At 70.5% G+C, this 17,428-nt stretch carries 16 protein-coding genes; 6 read left to right on the forward strand and 10 right to left on the reverse strand.

What is annotated here, in order from left to right; translation table 11 throughout:
• Window positions 1-107: 107 nt before the first annotated feature.
• Complete coding sequence (locus G6039_RS09345; RefSeq protein ID WP_006933103.1) at window positions 108-533, reverse strand: DUF7144 family membrane protein; 426 nt, start codon at window positions 531-533, stop codon at window positions 108-110.
• A 248-nt stretch (window positions 534-781) separates the two neighbouring features.
• On the opposite strand from G6039_RS09345, the gene G6039_RS09350 reads away from it, so the two are divergent.
• Together G6039_RS09350 and G6039_RS09355 are read left to right on the forward strand one after the other, a co-directional pair.
• Window positions 782-1,231, forward strand: coding sequence for a DUF6325 family protein (locus G6039_RS09350; protein ID WP_029542667.1), 450 nt, complete (start codon window positions 782-784; stop codon window positions 1,229-1,231).
• 55 nt (window positions 1,232-1,286) lie between these two features.
• Window positions 1,287-1,580, forward strand: a complete 294-nt coding sequence (locus G6039_RS09355; RefSeq protein WP_029542669.1) for an SHOCT domain-containing protein — start codon at window positions 1,287-1,289, stop codon at window positions 1,578-1,580.
• An 85-nt stretch (window positions 1,581-1,665) separates the two neighbouring features.
• Here the strand turns inward: G6039_RS09355 and G6039_RS09360 are convergent, their stop codons facing one another.
• Window positions 1,666-2,082 (reverse strand): CoA-binding protein, encoded by a 417-nt coding sequence (locus tag G6039_RS09360; protein ID WP_029542672.1) that lies wholly within the window; start codon window positions 2,080-2,082, stop codon window positions 1,666-1,668.
• A 202-nt stretch (window positions 2,083-2,284) separates the two neighbouring features.
• Between G6039_RS09360 and G6039_RS09365 the strand changes: the two genes are divergently transcribed.
• Together G6039_RS09365 and G6039_RS09370 are read left to right on the forward strand one after the other, a co-directional pair.
• On the forward strand, window positions 2,285-3,079 hold the full coding sequence (locus tag G6039_RS09365) for a hypothetical protein (RefSeq protein WP_029542674.1): 795 nt from the start codon (window positions 2,285-2,287) through the stop codon (window positions 3,077-3,079).
• A 132-nt stretch (window positions 3,080-3,211) separates the two neighbouring features.
• Window positions 3,212-4,132: a phosphodiesterase gene (locus tag G6039_RS09370; protein ID WP_043800081.1), complete on the forward strand. Its 921-nt coding sequence runs from the start codon at window positions 3,212-3,214 to the stop codon at window positions 4,130-4,132.
• Here the strand turns inward: G6039_RS09370 and dmpG are convergent.
• From dmpG to G6039_RS09385, 3 genes are read right to left on the reverse strand one after another with little or no spacing between them, the layout of a single operon-like run.
• The gene (dmpG, locus tag G6039_RS09375) at window positions 4,129-5,151 is read right to left on the reverse strand and encodes a 4-hydroxy-2-oxovalerate aldolase (protein ID WP_043800083.1); all 1,023 of its coding nucleotides are present in this window, start codon (window positions 5,149-5,151) and stop codon (window positions 4,129-4,131) included. The genes G6039_RS09370 and dmpG overlap by 4 nt on opposite strands.
• On the reverse strand, window positions 5,148-6,125 hold the full coding sequence (locus G6039_RS09380) for an acetaldehyde dehydrogenase (acetylating) (RefSeq protein ID WP_043800085.1): 978 nt from the start codon (window positions 6,123-6,125) through the stop codon (window positions 5,148-5,150). The genes dmpG and G6039_RS09380 overlap by 4 nt, the downstream gene beginning before the upstream one ends.
• Complete coding sequence (locus tag G6039_RS09385) at window positions 6,122-6,952, reverse strand: 2-keto-4-pentenoate hydratase (protein ID WP_043800087.1); 831 nt, start codon at window positions 6,950-6,952, stop codon at window positions 6,122-6,124. The genes G6039_RS09380 and G6039_RS09385 overlap by 4 nt, the downstream gene beginning before the upstream one ends.
• Window positions 6,953-7,114: 162 nt before the next feature.
• On the opposite strand from G6039_RS09385, the gene G6039_RS09390 reads away from it, so the two are divergent.
• On the forward strand, window positions 7,115-7,906 hold the full coding sequence (locus G6039_RS09390) for an IclR family transcriptional regulator (RefSeq protein ID WP_006933059.1): 792 nt from the start codon (window positions 7,115-7,117) through the stop codon (window positions 7,904-7,906).
• Window positions 7,907-8,024: 118 nt separating this feature from the next.
• On the forward strand, window positions 8,025-8,984 hold the full coding sequence (locus tag G6039_RS09395; RefSeq protein ID WP_043800090.1) for a DUF1214 domain-containing protein: 960 nt from the start codon (window positions 8,025-8,027) through the stop codon (window positions 8,982-8,984).
• A 98-nt stretch (window positions 8,985-9,082) separates the two neighbouring features.
• Here the strand turns inward: G6039_RS09395 and G6039_RS09400 are convergent, their stop codons facing one another.
• The 5 genes from G6039_RS09400 to G6039_RS09420 all read right to left on the reverse strand — a co-directional run bounded on the left by G6039_RS09400 (window position 9,083) and on the right by G6039_RS09420 (window position 17,391).
• On the reverse strand, window positions 9,083-10,573 hold the full coding sequence (locus tag G6039_RS09400) for a stealth family protein (protein ID WP_043800092.1): 1,491 nt from the start codon (window positions 10,571-10,573) through the stop codon (window positions 9,083-9,085).
• Between the two features lie 275 nt (window positions 10,574-10,848).
• Window positions 10,849-11,985: a DUF3322 domain-containing protein gene (locus G6039_RS09405; protein ID WP_043800093.1), complete on the reverse strand. Its 1,137-nt coding sequence runs from the start codon at window positions 11,983-11,985 to the stop codon at window positions 10,849-10,851.
• Entirely contained in the window at window positions 11,982-15,281 is a 3,300-nt protein-coding gene (locus G6039_RS09410) for an ATP-binding protein (RefSeq protein ID WP_043800096.1), read from the reverse strand. The genes G6039_RS09405 and G6039_RS09410 overlap by 4 nt, the downstream gene beginning before the upstream one ends.
• Window positions 15,278-15,883, reverse strand: coding sequence for a DUF4194 domain-containing protein (locus G6039_RS09415; RefSeq protein WP_043800098.1), 606 nt, complete (start codon window positions 15,881-15,883; stop codon window positions 15,278-15,280). The genes G6039_RS09410 and G6039_RS09415 overlap by 4 nt, the downstream gene beginning before the upstream one ends.
• Window positions 15,880-17,391 carry a DUF3375 domain-containing protein gene (locus G6039_RS09420; RefSeq protein ID WP_174824743.1) on the reverse strand — a complete coding sequence of 504 codons (1,512 nt, stop codon included), beginning with the start codon at window positions 17,389-17,391 and terminating at the stop codon, window positions 15,880-15,882. Before G6039_RS09420 ends, G6039_RS09415 begins: the two co-directional genes overlap by 4 nt.
• Window positions 17,392-17,428: the final 37 nt, after the last annotated feature.

Consider the following 17,428-nt stretch of genomic DNA (forward strand, 5'->3'; position numbering starts at 1 on the left):
CCTATGTGCGACCGGTCCGGGACGAGCGAGAAGCATTCCCGATTTCGCGCCAGGCCGACTTCTCGATCAGCAGGGGAACGAAGGTCCGGATCTCCTCCTCGGCCTGGTCAGTAGTAGTCGGCTCGCGGGTTCCAGGTCGAGATCGCCCAGATCACCACCACGTCGAGCGCGATGATCAGGATCGACCACCACGGGTAGTACGGGAGCCACAGGAAGTTCGCGAGGATCGACAGCGCAGCGATGACAATTGCCGACACTCGTGCCCACGTCGCGCCGCTGATCAGGGCGATGCCCACGACCACCATCACCACACCGAAGACGATATGGACCCACCCCCAGGTGGTCAGGTCGAATTTGAAGGTGTACTCCTGGCCCTGGACGAACACCTCGTCCTCGGCCACCGCCGCAATCCCTTGGAAGAACTGCAGGATGCCGATCGTGGCCATGATGACCGCGGCCCCGATCGACGTCCCCGCGGCGATGCCCTGTTTGACGGACATGCCTTCCTGATCGGCACGCACGTTCTGAGACATGATGCTCCCCTTCCGAGGCGGGATTGGTCTCGCCCAGTGTGCGCTTCGGCTCTGTTTCTCTGCAGTGGCTTCGGGCCTTTTTCCCGTTTCGAAGCGGTCACGAGACCGGCATGCGCCGGGGGCGGGTCGGTGTCCCGATGCCGCATGTGCAAAAACCGATGCGGGTTGCCGCGCGCGGACTATCGTCGAACAGGTGGTGGGTGGTGCGCCCGCCGAACACTGGTTCCGTCGCTGAAACGAGGCTCCTGGTGACCGATTCCGATATCGACGAGATGGGTCCGGTCGACTATCTCGTCATCGAGTTTCCTGCCGATCGCCCTCCCGACGGGTCGGCGCTACCGCTCCTGCGCGACCTCGTCGAGCGCGGCATCATCCGGGTGCTGGACCTGGCGTTCGTCCGCAAGGACCCCGACGGCTCCGTCGCCGGGATCGACATCGCCGAGGTCGGGCTCGAGGGCGAGTTCGACGTGACCCTGTTCGCGGAGGCCGCCTCGGGTCTGCTCGACGACACTGATTTCGCCGAAGCCGGAGCCGCGCTCGAGCCGGGCTGCTCGGCAGCCGTCCTGGTCTACGAGAACACCTGGGCCGCGCCCTTCGCGCGGGCACTGCGTCGCAACGGCGCCCAGCTCGTCGCGTCGGGCCGCATCCCGGTGCAGAGCATCCTGTCGTCTCTGGACGCCCTTGGATCTGAAAGCTGAAGTAGAGCAAAGTAATTCGAATCGACATGCCATTCGAGTACCCGAGGAGTGCACCATGCCCGGACTGCTTCGCGGAGTCGCCCGTACCGCCGTGGTGGCCGGAACCGCCACCGCCGTGTCCAACCGGGTGTCCCGGCGGCAGGGCCGGCGCTGGGCGGCGCAGGAGCAGGCTCCATACGACCGCGATGCGCAGTACCCGCCCGAACCTGCCCCGACGCCGGCCGCCCCGGCGGCGCCGGGAGGGACGGACCGGATCGCCGCATTGAAGGACCTCGCCGAGCTGAAAACACAAGGCGTGCTCACCGAGGCCGAGTTCGAGGCCGAGAAGGCCCGGATCCTGGCGTCCTGATCCCTCCGCTCGATCGGCACGGCGGCCGGCCGTCGCCGGCGGGTCGGCCGGTCAGCGAGGGCGACGCCGCGGCGCAGCAGCGGGCTCAGCCGCGCCGCCTGCCCCACTCGATCGCCGGGCACGCGTCCATCACCATCGCCACGCCCTGCTCGGTGGTGCGCCGGAACGCGTCCTCGTCGATCACGCCGAGCTGGAACCACACGCCCTTCGCGCCGATCGCGACGGCCTGGTCGGCGAACTCGCCCGCCGACTCCGACCGGCGGAACACGTCGACCACCTCGACGGGGAACGGGACGTCGGCGAGGGACGCGTAGCCCTGCTCGCCGAGCACCGTCGGCGCGTTCGGATGAATGGGGACGATCCGCTTGCCGCGCTCCTGCAACAGGCGCGCGATCCGATACGCGGTCCGGCCGGGATTGCCGGACAGCCCGACCACCGCCCAGGTGTCGCAGTCGTCGAGCATCAGGTTCACAGCCTTCGGGTCCTGCCAGGACGTGCTCATGGCAGCAAAATTACCCCTCGTCGGCGCGGGGCGGACATCGTCGCGGCACCCGGTCCGACCCACCGAAGGCCGACTCGTCCGGCCACCGCCGAACCCCTGCCCGTACTCTGGAGTACAGAAACTCGAGTCGTGCCGCGTTGGACCCGTCGCAACACAGCTCACCGATGTGTACGGGGCGCAGCACAGAAATGGACGCAGTCGAGTGCAAGATACGGCCGGTCGAGGCATCCAAGCCTTCATTTCCGAGGTCATCCAGCGCGGGGGCCGCGCCGAGCGGCTCGAGCACCTGCCGCGCAACCCGGTCCAGGTGTGGGGCGTCGACGGGGACAGCTGCATCGTGCGCGTCCGCGCCAAGATCGACGGGGACTGGCAGGCGCGACGGCAGGACGCCCTGCCGGACGCCGACGACACGGGCTCGCAGTTCTGGGTCTTCGTGGACCTGGGGAGCACCCCGGTGACGTACTTCGTGCTTCCGTCCGACGAGGTCGCGGCGGGGATCGCCGCCGAGGTCGACATCTGGATGGCCGATGCGCGCGGCCGGACCCGCACCGGAAGCCACGCCATCCCGCTCAGCAGCGTCGCCCACGGCAAGGACCGCTGGGACCTGCTCGGCCTGACGCCGGCCAAGGACACCACCCGCTACACCGACGACGACGCGGCCGAGGCCGAGCAGGAGCGGCTCGCCCGCAACCGCGCGCGCAAGGCGAGCGCCTCGGGCAAGGCACGCGGGGCGGCCGAACCCGAGGTCGCCGAGGACCCGCGGCTGCCGGTGCTCGCCGACTGGGACGGCTACCGGGTCAAGGGGCGGTTCGACCCCGCCACCGGCGTCCTCGAGATCACGGCCGGTCCGATGGAGGGCCGGCGGTTTCCCGATCCGACCACCGCCGCCGTCGCCGTCGCCAGCTACCTCAGCGGTGACGTCGAATCGTGCGACGGCGGCATGTTCTGGCGCCTCGACCAGCCGGAATCCACGCCGTTGGGGGCGCACCTCGCCTGACGGCACCCGAGGTTTCCGCCCTGTTCGCCGTCGCGTCGACTCCGGGGTGCCCAAGGGCAACCCGAACCCGTTCGACTATGGTCATACTCGACGTGTGCCCCTGAGCACGTCGGCGAACGGAAGTGAGAGATCATGGGCAGCCCTCGTGGGGCCGAGCGAATAGCCGAATACCCGAGGCCCTCGCACACCCTGCTGCACATCACCGACACCCACCTGGTCGGCGGAGACGAACTGCTCTACGGGACGGTCGACGCCGACGCCCGGGTGCGGCAGATTCTCGCCGATATCCGCGCGTCCCAGGTACAGCCGGACGCGCTCGTGTTCACCGGCGACCTCGCCGACCGCGGCCAGCCCGACGCCTACTCGAAGCTGCGCGGCCTCGTCGAGCCCGTCGCGCAGGCACTCGGCGCGCAGATCGTGTGGGCCATGGGCAACCACGACGACCGCGCCACCTTCCGCGAACTGCTGCTGGATCAGGCGCCGTCCACCGGCCCGATCGACCGCGTATACGACGTCAACGGCCTGCGCATCATCACCCTCGACACCTCGGTGCCCGGGTTCCACCACGGCGAGATCTCGCAGGAGCAGCTGAACTGGCTGGCGCAGGAACTCGAGACGTCGGCGCGCTTCGGCACCATCCTCGCCATGCACCACCCGCCGGTGCCCAGCGTGTTCGACCAGGCCGTGCTCGTCGAGCTGCGCGACCAGGCCTGCCTCGCCGAGGTGCTGCGCGGCACCGACGTGCGCACCATCCTCGCCGGGCACCTGCACTACACCACGACCGCGACCTTCGCCGACATCCCCGTCTCCGTGGCCTCCTCGACGTGCTACACCCAGGACCTCAACGTTCCGGCCGGGTGCCAGCGCGGCCACGACGGTGCCCAGGGCTTCAACCTCGTGCACGTCTACCCGGACACCATCGTCCACTCCGTGGTGCCGACCGGCAGCTACATCACCACCGGCCGGCCGTCCACCGCGGAGGACGCGGCCCAGCGTCTCGCCGAGGCCGGAATCCGCATCCCCGAGAACCCGGACGTCACCGTCCGCGTCTAGGCTCGCGCCGCACGTTCGCCCAGCAGGTCGAGGGCGATGTCGACGATCATGTCCTCCTGCCCGCCGACGAGCGCGCGTCGCCCGACCTCGAGCAGGAGGGTGCGCACGTCGATGCCGTAACGCTCGGACGCTGCCTCCGCGTGGCGGAGGAACGAGGAGTACACGCCGGCGTAGCCGAGGGTGAGGGTCTCGCGGTCCACCCGGACCGGCCGATCCTGAAGCGGCCGGACCAGGTCGTCGGCGGCGTCCTGCAGCGCGAACAGGTCGCTGCCGTGGGTCCAGCCCTGCAGGTCGGCGACGGCGACGAACGCCTCGAGCGGGCAGTTGCCGGCCCCGCCGCCGTGGCCGGCCAGGGAGGCATCGACGCGAGTCACCCCTTCCTCGACGGCGACCACGGAGTTCGCCACCGACAACGACAGATTCTCGTGGGCGTGGATACCGATCTCGGTGCCCGGGTCGAGCACGTTCCGGTAGGCCCGAACCCGTTCGCGTACCCCGTCCATGGTCAGCCGACCGCCGGAGTCGGTCACGTAGACGCAGTGCGCGCCGTAGGACTCCATCAACTTCGCCTGTCGCGCCAGCTCGGCGGGCGGTGCCATGTGGCTCATCATGAGGAATCCGGAGACGTCCATGCCCAGCTCGCGGGCCGTGGCGATGTGCTGGGCCGAGACGTCCGCCTCGGTGCAGTGCGTGGCCACGCGCACCGAGCGGACCCCGAGCCGGTAGGCGTGCTCGAGTTCGCGGATCGTGCCGATCCCGGGCAGGAGCAGCGTGGTGAGGCGCGCCCGGGACACGTTCGCGGCCGCGGCCTCGATCCACTCCCAGTCGGTGTGGCTGCCCGGTCCGTAGTTGAGGCTGCCCCCGGCCAGTCCGTCGCCGTGGGCGACCTCGATGGCGTCGACACCGGCCGCGTCCAGCGCGGCCACGATACGGCCCACGTCGTCCGGGGTGATGCGGTGCCGAACGGCGTGCATCCCGTCCCGGAGCGTGACGTCCTGGATGAACAGTTCGGTCGTCATCGGGTGGTCTCCAGTTCTGCCGCGCGTGCGGTGTCCGTCTCGGCGGCGGCCTCCGCGAACCGCAGGGCGGCCGAGGTCATGATGTCGAGGTTGCCCGCGTACGCGGGCAGATAATGCGCGGCACCCTCGACCTCGAGGAATACCGACACCTGGTGGGTGGGTGTGGCCGGGGCGCCGTCGGCGAGCAGGGTATGCACCGGTTGCCCCTCCGGAACCGGGGTGATCTGCACCCGCTGCTTGAGCCGGTAGCCCGGCACGTAGGCGGCGACGTCGGCGACCATCCGCTCGATCGACTCCCGGACGGCGTCGTGCACGACTGCGCTCGGCTCGGAGATCAGGCAGAACACGGTGTCCCGCATGATCAGCGGCGGCTCGGCAGGGTTCAGGACGATCACCGCCTTGCCCCGGGCCGCGCCGCCGACCGACTCGATCGCGTGCGCCGTCGTCTCGGTGAACTCGTCGATGTTCGCGCGGGTGCCGGGTCCGGCGGACTTCGACGCGATGGACGCGACGATCTCGGCGTAGGCGACGGGCGTGACGCGCGAGACCGCCGCCACGACGGGGATGGTTGCCTGCCCACCGCAGGTGACCATGTTGACGTTCGGGGCGTGCCGGTGTGCGTCGAGGTTGACGGCCGGAACGACGAAGGGGCCGATCGCTGCGGGCGTGAGGTCGATCAGCCGCTTGCCGTAGGGTTCGAGCGCCCGGGCGTTGGCCCGGTGCGCCTGTGCCGACGTCGCGTCGAACACGAAGCCGATCTCGTCGAAGTTCGGCAGGCCGATCAGGCCCGCCACGCCGTCGGCGGTGGTGGGGACACCCAGCCGGCGGGCGCGGGCCAGGCCGTCCGAGTCGGGATCGATGCCGACCATGGCGCCCATCTCGAGATTGGTCGAGTTCCGGATCACCTTGATCATCAGGTCGGTGCCGATGTTGCCGGAGCCGATGACGGCCACCTGTGTTCTGCGGGTGCTCATGTGTGGTCCTCCTCGGTGAAGGTCGCGGTCACCGAACCGAGTCCGGTGATGTCCGCGGTGACGGTGGAGCCGGGGTGGACGGGCGCCATCGGCCCGAGGGCCCCGGACAGGACGATCTGCCCGGCGCGGAGCGGTTCACCGAACCGGCGGGCGGTGTCGGCGAGCCACGCCAGGGCCCGCAGCGGGTCGCCCAGGCAGGCCGCGCCGTTCCCGGTGGACACCGCCGCGCCGTCGACACGCATCGCCATCTCGGTGTCGACCGGTTCGAACTCGTCGAGCCCGCGGCGCCGGGTGCCGAGGACGAACAGCCCGGACGAGGCATTGTCGGCGACCGTGTCCCCGAAGGTGATGTCCCACCCTGCGATCCGGCTGTCGACGATCTCGAGGGCGGCGACGGCGTAGTCGACGCTGTCGCGGATGCGCCGGGCGTCGAGCGGGCCGTCGGCGAGGTCCTGCCCGAGCACGAAGGCGATCTCCGCCTCGACCTTCGGTTGCAGCAGGCGGTGGAAGGGCACGGGTTCGTCCTCGGTGTACTGCATGTCGTCGAACAGAACACCGAAGTCGGGCCGGTCCACGCCGAGTTGCCGCTGGACCGCCGGTGACGTGAGCCCGATCTTGCGACCGACCACACGAGCGCCGGCGGCCGTGCGTGCCGCGTTCAGTTTCGTCTGGACCGCGTAGGCGCGCTCGATATCGGAGCTGCCGATGAGGTCACGCACCGGCGGGCACGGTGAGTGGGTGCGCACCGCGTGGTCGATCCGGACGAAGGCCGCGTGTACAGCCGGATCGTCCGTCGCGGCGCCGCCGGCGGAGGGCGGAGCCGGCATGCGGTCGGTTCCTGGGGAGGGGGTCATGGCGGTCCCGGAAGGTCGAAGGGAATTGGTCTGCCCACTGTCGCCGGGCGAGCCGGCATCCGGCCAGGACAATGTTCGACTCAGTGGAACGTACAGTGGTGGGTGACCCGAATCGCCAGGTCACCGGACGAAAGGGTGAATGCGGTGCACACTCCCAGCGACGTGCAGATCGACCCGAACACCGTGCTCGGCAAGGTCGTCACCGTGCTGTATGCGTTCACCGTCGACGACCACGGGCTCAGCCTCGCGGAACTCGGCCGGCGCACCGGCATCCCCAAGGGCACCCTGCACCGGCTGGTCTCCGACCTCGTCAAGGTGCGCCTTCTCGACCGCACCCAGGCCGGCTACCGGCTGAGCGGGCAACTGTTCGAACTCGGAATGCGGGCGTCCACCGAACGCAGCCTGATCGAGGTCGCAACCCCGTTCATGGAGGACCTGTACGAGCGGACGCACGAGACGGTGCACCTCGGCATCCTCGAGGGCACCGAAGTGGTCTACATCTCCAAGATCGGGGGACACCGGCAGGCCCGCTCCCCGTCCCGTCTCGGCGGCCGAATGCCGCTGCACTGCACGGCCATCGGAAAGGCCCTCCTCGCATACTCCGATCCGGAGATCCTCGAGAGGGTGCTCGCCGAGCCACTCGAACGGCGCACCCCGAAGACGCTGTCCGGGCCCGGACTGCTGCGCGCACAGCTCGAACGCATCGTCGACGAGGGGGTCGCGTACGAACGCGAGGAATCCGCGATGGGCATCACCTGCGTCGCGGCGCCGGTACTCGACCCGGACGACCGGCCGATCGCGGCCCTCAGCGTCACCGGTCCCGTGGCCCGCTTCCATCCCGAGCGGCACGCCACGTCGGTGCGCGCGGCCGCAGCCGGCGTCGCCGCCACCCTCGCGCGCCGCGCGCGGATGTCGGAGCCGGAATGAGACGGTGCCGCACCGTGCTCGGCGGCCGGCCCGGCAGTTCCGGCAGGGAACACCGGACCGTCGCGGAGGCGGACGAATCGGACAGCGCGTGGGGTGTTCGTCGTCTAGGCTGCCGCGCATGACATCGATTCCGGTGAATGTGGACAACTTCGTTCGCGCGGAGACGGATCGGATGTTTCTCGACCTTCAGCGGGACGCCGGGGGCATCAATGTGCTCCGGCACAACCGGGAGCCCGCCTCGGTCGAGCAGCAGACGGTGATCCGGATGAACCGCGACACCCTGTACAGCCTCGCGATCGTCGACACCTCGGAGGGAGCGACGCTCACCATCCCCGACGGCGGTCGGCGGTACATGTCCGTGATGGTGGTCGACCAGGACCACCATGTCGATCGGATCCTCCACGACCCGGGAGAGCACAGGTTCACGGCCGACGAGTTCCCGACACCGTACGTCGCCGTCGCGGTGCGGATCCTCGTCGATCCCTCCGATCCGGACGACGTCCGCACCGTGGCCTCGCTCCAGGACCGGTTCCGTCTCGAAGTCGGCTCGTCGACGCCGTTCGCGGCGCCCGACTACGACCGTGCGAGCCTCGACGCGACGCGGGAGGCGCTGCTGGCGCTGGCACGAGGACTGACCGGCTTCGATCGGATGTTCGGTGCCCGGAACACCGTCGACCCGGTCCGGCACCTGATCGGTACCGCCGCCGGCTGGGGCGGCCTTCCGACCGAGGAGGCCGTGTACATCGGCGTCGATCCGGGACTGCCGGTCGGAGAGTACGAGTTGACCGTCGGCGATGTGCCCGTCGACGGCTTCTGGTCCGTCTCGGTCTACAACGCCGAGGGCTTCTTCGAACCGAACGAGCGCCACGCCTACAGCATCAACAACCTCACAGGCGTTCCCAACGCCGACGGCTCGATCACCGTCCGTTTCGGTGGGGGCGACGATGCGGACCGCGCCAATCACCTTCCCGTCACGGAGGGGTGGAACTATCTCGTTCGCCTGTATCGCCCGCGTGCGGAGGTCCTCGACGGACGCTGGGTGTTTCCCGCCCTCGCCTCGTCACCGAACGGGCGGTGAGCGTCGACGCCGGCCCGGCGTCGTCCCCGAGTTCGCGTTCACCCGGCCGGGCCGCCCCGCGGATAAGCGGGGCGGCCCGGTGCGTCCGAGAGCGCAGGTCACGCCCGCCTCGGGTGGTCCGTCTCCCACGGCGCCGGGATCGGGTAGTACCGCTCCAGGAACTGCGTGACCTTGGCCGTCCGCAGCTCGAGGTCGACCTCGGGCACGCTGCCGTCGTTGAGGCAGAAGAAGTCCATCTTCCGCGTCGCCAGCAGCGTGTCCAGCTCGCGCAGACCCGAATTCATCGTCGTGTCGACGTACCGCATGCGGGCCGTCGTCTGCTGCACCGCCCGGCCGGTCATCAGCGCGTAGTAGTGGTAGAACGAGTTCGTCACCGAGATGTTCTCCGCGGCCCGGAACGTGCTCGCCGCCGTCGCGGCGAACTCCTCCGCGAACTCCCGCTCCATCTCCACCATGATGCTCTTGCGCAGGGGCACCGGCGTGTGTTCGAGGTGCCGGGTGATCGTCACCCCGAACCGGTCCTCGAGCAGCCGGCGATTCACGCGTGCCGCGTTCTCGAAACCGCTGCGCTTCTTGTGGTTCCGGCCCAACCCGATCCGGGTGTCCGCCTCGATGAACTTCGTGACCCCGCCGGCGGAGAAGAACATCTGCGGATTCACCGCGCGGCCGAAGAACATGTCGTCGTTCGAGTACAGGAAGTGCTCGGACAGACCCGGGATGTGATGCAGCTGGCACTCGACGGCCTGCGAATTGTGGGTGGGCAGCACCGACGGGTCGGCGAAGAACTCCTCGCTGCGCACGAACGTGACCCGGCCGTCGTCGGCCAGCCAGTCCGGTCGCTCCGAGTCGGTTGCGACGAAGATCCGCCGGATCCACGGCGCATACATGTGTACGGAGCGCAGCGCGTACTTCAGCTCGTTGATCTGCCGGAAGCGCGCGGGGGAGTCGTCGCCCTCGCCCACCACGTAGTTCTGCATGCGCTTGGCGCGTTCGGCCTGCCACTCCTTCGACGAGCCGTCCACCCACGAGAACACCAGGTCGATCTCGAACGGGACGTCCGACGGATGGGTCGCGAACATCCCCTCGATCGTCGGCCACGTCTGCCCGTAGCGCTCCACGGTGGTGCGGGTGATCTCCTCCCGCGGCACGCTGCGCCGGGTCAGAGCGTTCTCCTTCGGCAGGAGGATTTCGTCGTCGGTGTGCGACCACAGCTCGATCTGCACCCCGTTCGACGCCCCGTACCGCAGCCCGCTGGTCAGCTCGACTCGCGGCCGGAACAGTCGGAACACCCGGTCCTTGGAACTGTGGGAAAGCCGGCCGTCGGCGACGAGCACCGGTCGGCGCCGCTTGGCGCCGACCGTCTTGGAGTAGAACGGTTCGTCGGTGCACGCGGCGACCAGTACGGCGCGCAGTTCCTTGCGGTCGGCCCAGTCCACCGCCAGCACCGGGCGCGCGCCGTCGCCGCGGACCAGCAGATAGTCGATGCCGGCGTCCTTGAGGACCCGGCGCACGAAGTGCAGATCCTCGAGCATCGCCTCGTGCGGCGTGGTCGTCGAGATGGGAATCGCATAGCGATCCCGGAACCACACAATGTCCGGGTGACCGTGCAGCCGGGGCCGCTCGGACGCGAGCGGGGGAGCCTCCCCGACGCTGTGGGGCAGGGAGACGAGATGAACGGTGTGGGGGGCCGGCGTGTGCGTCGGAGTGCTCCTTTCCTGTGAAGGGATTTCCCGCGAAAGATCCCGGGAACGAGAAGTTTGATTCTAGTTCACTATTGCAACTTCAGGCACATCGTGAAGGCGCAGGCGGGAAGACGACCCCGGAACCGGCGGCCCGGGCGGGGCGGCAGGCTCGACGCCCGCGTCTACAGCGCCTCGAGATGGGCGACGACGTACGGCCACGGGATCCGCTCCTGTTCGAGCCGCAGACCCTCGGTGCGCACCACCGCGAGCGCGTCGCGTTCCGGTCCGGTCAGGTGTGCGGGCGTGTGCGGGGCGGGTGACGTCTCGGGCACGGCGAGGTCGCGCCACAGCTCGACGGTGCCGCGGTCCATGAGCAGGCTGCGCATGTGCGGGAGGCGGCCGCGGAGCCGGTCGAGGATCGCGAAACCGTGCGTGTCCAGGTCACCCCAGTACACGACGTCGGAGGCGGCGAGCCACGGCACGTCCGCCAGCTCGTGCACCGCGTAGCCGCCGCCGTGCACCGCCACCGTCGCCGGCAGCTCCGGCAGCGCGTGCAGGCCCTCCTTGTTCTCCAGGATCAGGGTGCGGGCCGGCTTCACCGGCAGTGCCGCCAGCTCGTCGAGCGACGTCGCGAAGATCCGGGGCGCCCCCGCCAGCAGCGCCCGGTCGCACACGGCCACCTCGCACATCCGCGGCAGCGACCGCACCCCCAGGTCACGATCGCCCCGCACGCCGTCGAGCAGCGTCTCGACCAGGCCGCGGTGCCGCGACACCCATTTGGTGTCGACGCCGGGCACCGGCAGCTGGCGGACGAACAGCCCCGACGACGGATGCTCGGCCAGCCAGCGCACCGCTGCGACGAGCCGCGCGAAGTCCGGCTCGTCCAGCTCCAGCCAGCGGGCATGCGTCGCGGCGATCGCTGTCGCGAGCGTCGCGGTGCCGGGGCCGAGTCCGTCGAGCAGCCGCGCCTGCCGTTCGGTGAGGGTGCGCCACTCGGGTGCTCGTGCGGCCGCGGCGGCGATCTCGGTCGCGCCCGAAAGCAGCAGGCGCATCGGCACTTCCTGCGTGCCGAAGCTCGGCCAGCGCCGCGTCTCCCACTCGACCCGCCCGGCACCCGGGTAGCGGTGCCAGGCACGCACCCACGCGACGACGGCGTCGGGATCCTGCGCGACCCGCCGCTCGGACGGCGGATGCAGCCCGATCGACAGCGAATCCGATTCGGCCGCAGTGGGATCGGTGATCCATCGGGTGCGGCGGCTGCGGTAGGCAACCTGGGCCTTGCCGGCGACCGCGGACGGCGGCACGCACAGTGCGCTCACGTGCCGTCCCCGCGGATCGGCAACAGTGCGATCTGCGAGTAGCGCTTGTCGCGGATGCTCACCGCGGCCACGCCGTCGATGTAGTCGTCGAGGGTCTGCAGCAGCTTGAGCGGGGTGGCGAGCACCATGTGGAACCCGAACTGGGTGAACACGTCCAGCGCCCGTCGCGTGTACGCGGGGTCGGCGCGATCGAACGCCTCGTCGAGGATCACCGTGCCGTAGCGCGGCAGCTCCTCCCCGGCGGCGGCCAGCTGATAGCGCAGCGCCGCCGCGAGGCAGAAGAACACCAGCTTCTGCGCCTGTCCACCCGACAGGCCGGAGCTCGAGTCGTGATAGTTGGCGTCGTTGCCCTCCGGGTCGACCTCCACCCCGATGAATCCGACGTGCAGGCGGGTGTCGAGCACGAGGCGCTTCCACCGCAGGTCGGCGGGCTCGCCGGAGTCGAGCCGTTCGAGCACCGCCGCCATCTGTTCGAACCGCCGCTCCGCCGCGGCCCGGTCCTCCTCCTTCCACGCGCCGCTCGTGATCTGCAGCAGCTCCGCCAGGAACTCCGACGCGGCGGGGGAGCGCCGGTCCTTGACGTCGATGCGCAGGATCCGGTCGGTGTCGAACGGCGAGCGGCGCAGCGATTCGTTCACCGGCTCGATGCGCGAGCGGATCTCGCCCGGAGCCTTACGGATCGCGCGCGCCAGCTCCCCGATGTTGCGGTGCGACTGCTCGCGCAGCAGCCGGAAGAACTCGTCCTCGTAGGCGGGCAGGCCGTCGCTGCGCAGCCGGGCGAGCACCGCGAGCGCATCGTCGACGTACTCGGCCTCGGAGCGCATCTCGGCGCGCCGCGCCTCCCACTCGGCGAGGTAGCCGGTGAGGATGGCGGTGATGCGGCGCTCGGCGTCCGCGGTGTCGTGCTGCGCGGACCGCATCTCCTCGTTGATCGCGCGACCCACCGTGCTCAGGGCCCGGTCGATGTTGTCGACGGTGACGCGGCGGACCGCCGCGGCGAACCGGGTGCGGATGCGCGCGGCGATCGGGTCGGGCACCGCCGTGCCGGCGTGGGCCTGCGCCTCGTCGAGCCGCGCCTGCACCCGGGTCAGCTCGTCCCGGTGCTGTTCGAGCTTGGCCAGCGCCGCGGTGTGCGCCTGCCGGGCGGCGCGTTCCTCGCTCTCGGCGCGAGCCAGATCCGCGGTGAGCGTGGCGTATTCGGTGTTGCCCTGCATCCACTCGCGCAGCCGTTCCTCGATCGCGTCCACCGCGTTTTCCGCCGCCGCGACGTCGACGTCGGACCACGCGGACTCGCGGATCACCGCGGCGGCCTGCCGGCGCTGCTGGATCGCGGACTCGGCGCGTTCGAGCGCCTCCTGCCGCCGTTGCAGCGCGTCGACGTCGGTCTCGGCGTCGCCGATGCGCCGGCGCAGGTCGGCGAGCTTGGCCTCGTTGTCGAAGCCGAGGACCCAGCGGCTGCGGTCGTCGATGCGCCGCCGGTCGTCCTTCTCGTGCCGGTCGCCACCGTGCTTGACCTGACCGGCCCGGGTCACGCCCCGCGGGACGCGGCGCAGGTCGTCGGCGGTGTCGACGCACGTGTAGTCGAAGCGGTCCGCCAGGTGGTGCTGCAGCCACGCGGCGAGCGGGCCGGGACGCACCTCGAGCTTGCGGACGAGCGAGCCGTCGGCGGTGGTGGGTGCGTCCGGCGCGCCGACGCCCGTGCGGACCCGCCGGTACACGAGGCGGGCACCGAGATGGTGTGCGTCGACGGCGGCGGCCACCCGCGGATACAGCTCGTCGGGCACCAGCAGGGTGCGCCCGAACCCGGCCAGGACACGCTCGATCGGACCCGTCCACTCGGCGTGCTCGGCGCGCACCGCGATCAGCTCGCCCGCGAAGTGCAGGGCGTCCTCACCGAGTCCGGCCGCCGAGCACACCAGTTCCCGGGCGCGCAGCAGGTCGGGATCGAGGTTCGAGCGGCGCCGGGCCAGGACCTCCCGGTCGGCGATCAGTTCGCGGATCGTCTTCCGGCGTTCGGCGAGCGCACCGGCCACCTCGTACAGTTCGGCCCTGCGCGTGTCGGCGGTCGCGTCGAGCTCGCGTAGTTCCCTCTCGAGCTGGGCCTGTAGATGCGCGAAGTCGTCCGCGGTGGCCGGTGTCTCCGCCTCCCAGTGCGCGAGGGCAATGTCGAACCGTTTGCGTTGCTGGGTGATTCGTTCGAGTGCGGTCTCGGCGGTCTCCTTGTGCACGCGGAGGGTCGCGAGCCGGCCGTCGCCGGCGCTCTCGGCGCGCACTCGCAGATCGAGGGTGCGTTCGCCGGCGCGGTCGGCCTCGTCGGCGGTCTTGTCCGCGGCGGCCTGCAGCAGACCCGTTTGCGCTCGTGTCTCGTCGAGCCTGTCGCTGAGCAGGTCCACCGTCATCCGGGTGTGCACCGCGTCGAGGTGGTCGGTCTCGTCCTGCAGGTCGCGCTGTGACTGCAGGCCGCTGCGACGGGTGTCGGCCAGCGCGACGAGCGGCTCGAGCGTCTCGACCTGACGACGGGCGTCGACGACGACGCGATGCGCCTCGCGCAGCTCGCGGAACTGCGTGGTGGCCCGCTCGGCCATCGCGAACGTCGGCGGCTCGTCGAGCATGTAGTCGCGCAACAGCTGGTCGAGGCTGTTCAGGCTCTTCGCGGACAGCGTGCGGTGCAGCAGCCGCTGCGCGGCCTCCGACGAGATGCCGAGCTTGGACCGGAACGCGCGGGCGAACGGCGCGTAGCTGGGGTTCACGACCGCATCAGGCCAGCGCTTGCGGATGCCCCGGGTGTCGATTCCCCGCGTGACGAACGGTTCGAGGTCGGTCAGCTCCACGTCGGTGTCGAGGAGCAGGTGCAGGTGCGAGATCTCGTTGTTGGCGTTGGCGCCCCGGCGCAGGTGCATGAGCTTGACCAGGGTCACCGGGGCCGTGCCGTCGGCGGCGTTGTACGTCAGTGCGACCGCGCTCCACGTGGCGCCGGTGCGCAGATACGAGGCGGTGAGCGCGTCGGTGTCGGCGTCGGCCTCGCGCCGCCACGCGCCACGGATGTAGCTGACGAAGTTGCGGCCCGACCCGGCCGCCGACTCCTGCGCGGCCGCGTTGAACCGCACGCTGCCGCCCGGCATGAGCACCGTCGAGATCGCATCGATGAGCGTCGACTTGCCCGAGCCGGACGCGCCCGTGATGAGAAAACCCTTGCGGGCCACGGGAATGTCGTGATGCCCGTGCAGGGTGCCCCAGTTGACCACCTGCACCCGCGCAAGCCGGAACTGGCCGGGGTGGATGGGGGCGGCGCTCACGGCGCGTCCTCCTCGACGATGCGCCGGAACTCGGCCTCGACGGCGGCGACCTGATCGGCGTCGAACAACTGCCGCAACACCGGGGAGACCTCCATCCGGCCTTCCGTGGACGTCGCCGCCAGCAGCGTGTACTTCTTCAGCTTCTCCCACGACGCGTTGACCCGTTTGCGGAAGCCGGCCGGATCGGTGCTCGTCGCCGCGCGGTACATCTCCAGCTGCCCGGCCACCTCGTCGAAGTCGACGATCACCCGCTCGCCCGGCTGGGCGCGCAGCAGCCGGTGCCGCAACGCCAGCAGCATCACGGTGTCCATGAACGTGAGCCGCTCGGTGCGCAGCACCGTCGGGGCCTTGTGGTCGCCCGTGTCGGCGGGGCGGGTGAACGCGAGCTGATCGTCCTCGTCGACGACGAGATCGAGAAACACGTCCGCGAGCCGGGACCGCAGCACCCGCTCGTCGCGGATCACCGTCCGCCACACCTCCGGGTGCTTGTCGGCGGTGACGAGCGGTCCCTTGAGCAGCTGCACCAGCGCGCGGCGGGTGTCGAGGTCGAGTTCGCCGGTGTCGCCCGGATACAGCCCGGTGCGTGTGGTCGATTCGGTCATGACGCGTCCTCGGTGATGCGGGCGGTGAACTCGGTGTCGGTGGGGTCGAACAGGTGCCGCCGCACCGTCGCGACGCGGGTCGCGCCCGACGGGGACGTCCACGCGATCTCCTCGGTGCCGTCGACGCGGTGACCGTGCTCCGCGGCGAGCACCAGCAGACCCACCGCGCTGGCCAGACCTTGCGTGGCGGGATGGTCGCGCAATACGTCGCCGATCGTGGCGCTGCCGCGGGAACGTAGCGTGGCGGCGACGTTGCCGGCCAGCTCGTCCATGTCGATCTCCGATTCGCGGACGATGCGGCGCAGCTCCGCCAGATCCACCTCGCCGACCGGTTGCGTCACCACCGGCTCGGCCACCAGGTCGTCGGCCGGGTTGTGCAGCCGCAGCGCCGCCACCGAGTCGATGCCCATGCCTACCCGCACCAGTTCGAGGTCCAGCAGGTCGTATGGTTTGCGGCGCTGCGCCACCTGCAGGGCCTGCTGCTGGGCCGAGCGCAACAGCCGCTGCAGGCGCCGGTGCTCCTCGTAGTGGCGGGACTGCACGAAGTGTCGCAGCGAACGCGACAGCGACGTCATCGTCACGTGGACCTCGCCGCCCGCGTCCTCCATCTCGGTGAGCAGGGTGCGGAACCGGTTGCGTTGCTCGGTGGTGAGCTGCTGCGCGAACGGGCGTTGCAGCACTGCCTCGATCCAGTCGTCGAGCTGCGACGACCGCTCCGGATCGATGATCATGTCGTAGAAGCCGGCGAAGCTGCGGCCGGCGTCGGAGCTGCCGATCAGATCGACCCCGCGGAACACCTCGCCGAGAGTGTCGCCGCGGTCGCCCTCGTCGTCGAGGATCCGGGCCCGCAGTTCCCGGTTGAGCGCCTCCAACTCGGCGCGCACCCGCGCGAAGTCACCCGGGATCTCCCCGGCCAGCGCCAGGATCTCCGCGGACCGTTCCACCGCGCGGTTCCCGTCCAGCACGGGAAAATCCCCGGACTCGACGGCGGCGATCTGCCGGTCCAGCTCGTCGCGCTCGGCCCGCAACGCCGCCAGGCGGCTCTCGCTGCGTGGGTCCGAGTCCCGCGCCAGCGCCTGGAGCTGGCTCGACAGGGTGGTCAGCCGCGACTCGGTGACCGAGCTGGTGGCGGTCGTCAGGCCCGCGACGAACGTGAGTGCGGCGAACGTCGCCTCGGTCGGCTCGAGTGTCTCCTCCCGGGCGTCGGCGCTCGCGCGGCGCAGCAGGTAACCCGCGCGCACCCAGTCCGCACAATAGGCCTGACCGGTGCGCGGCAGCTCGAAGCCCTCGTCGCGCAGCTCCTGCAGGTCCGCATCGAGGCGGGCGAACAGCTCCGGGGCCGGCAGCCGTCGCGTCCCGCGGTCGAAGTGCCGGCCCAGCAGCGCCAGCACAGCGGCCGCGTTGTCCGACCGCAGCAGCGCCCACGCTGGGTGCTCCTGACGCAGACGCGCCAGGCGGTGCAGGTCGGCGGTGGACACGACGCTCCCTCCGGTGTCGGGTTCGACCATGCTGACACACGACGCCGACAGCGTCGCGGGCGTGGGC

It is taken from the genome of Rhodococcus aetherivorans (genome assembly GCF_011058165.1).
In the GTDB taxonomy this organism is placed as follows: Bacteria; Actinomycetota; Actinomycetes; order Mycobacteriales; family Mycobacteriaceae; genus Rhodococcus; species Rhodococcus aetherivorans.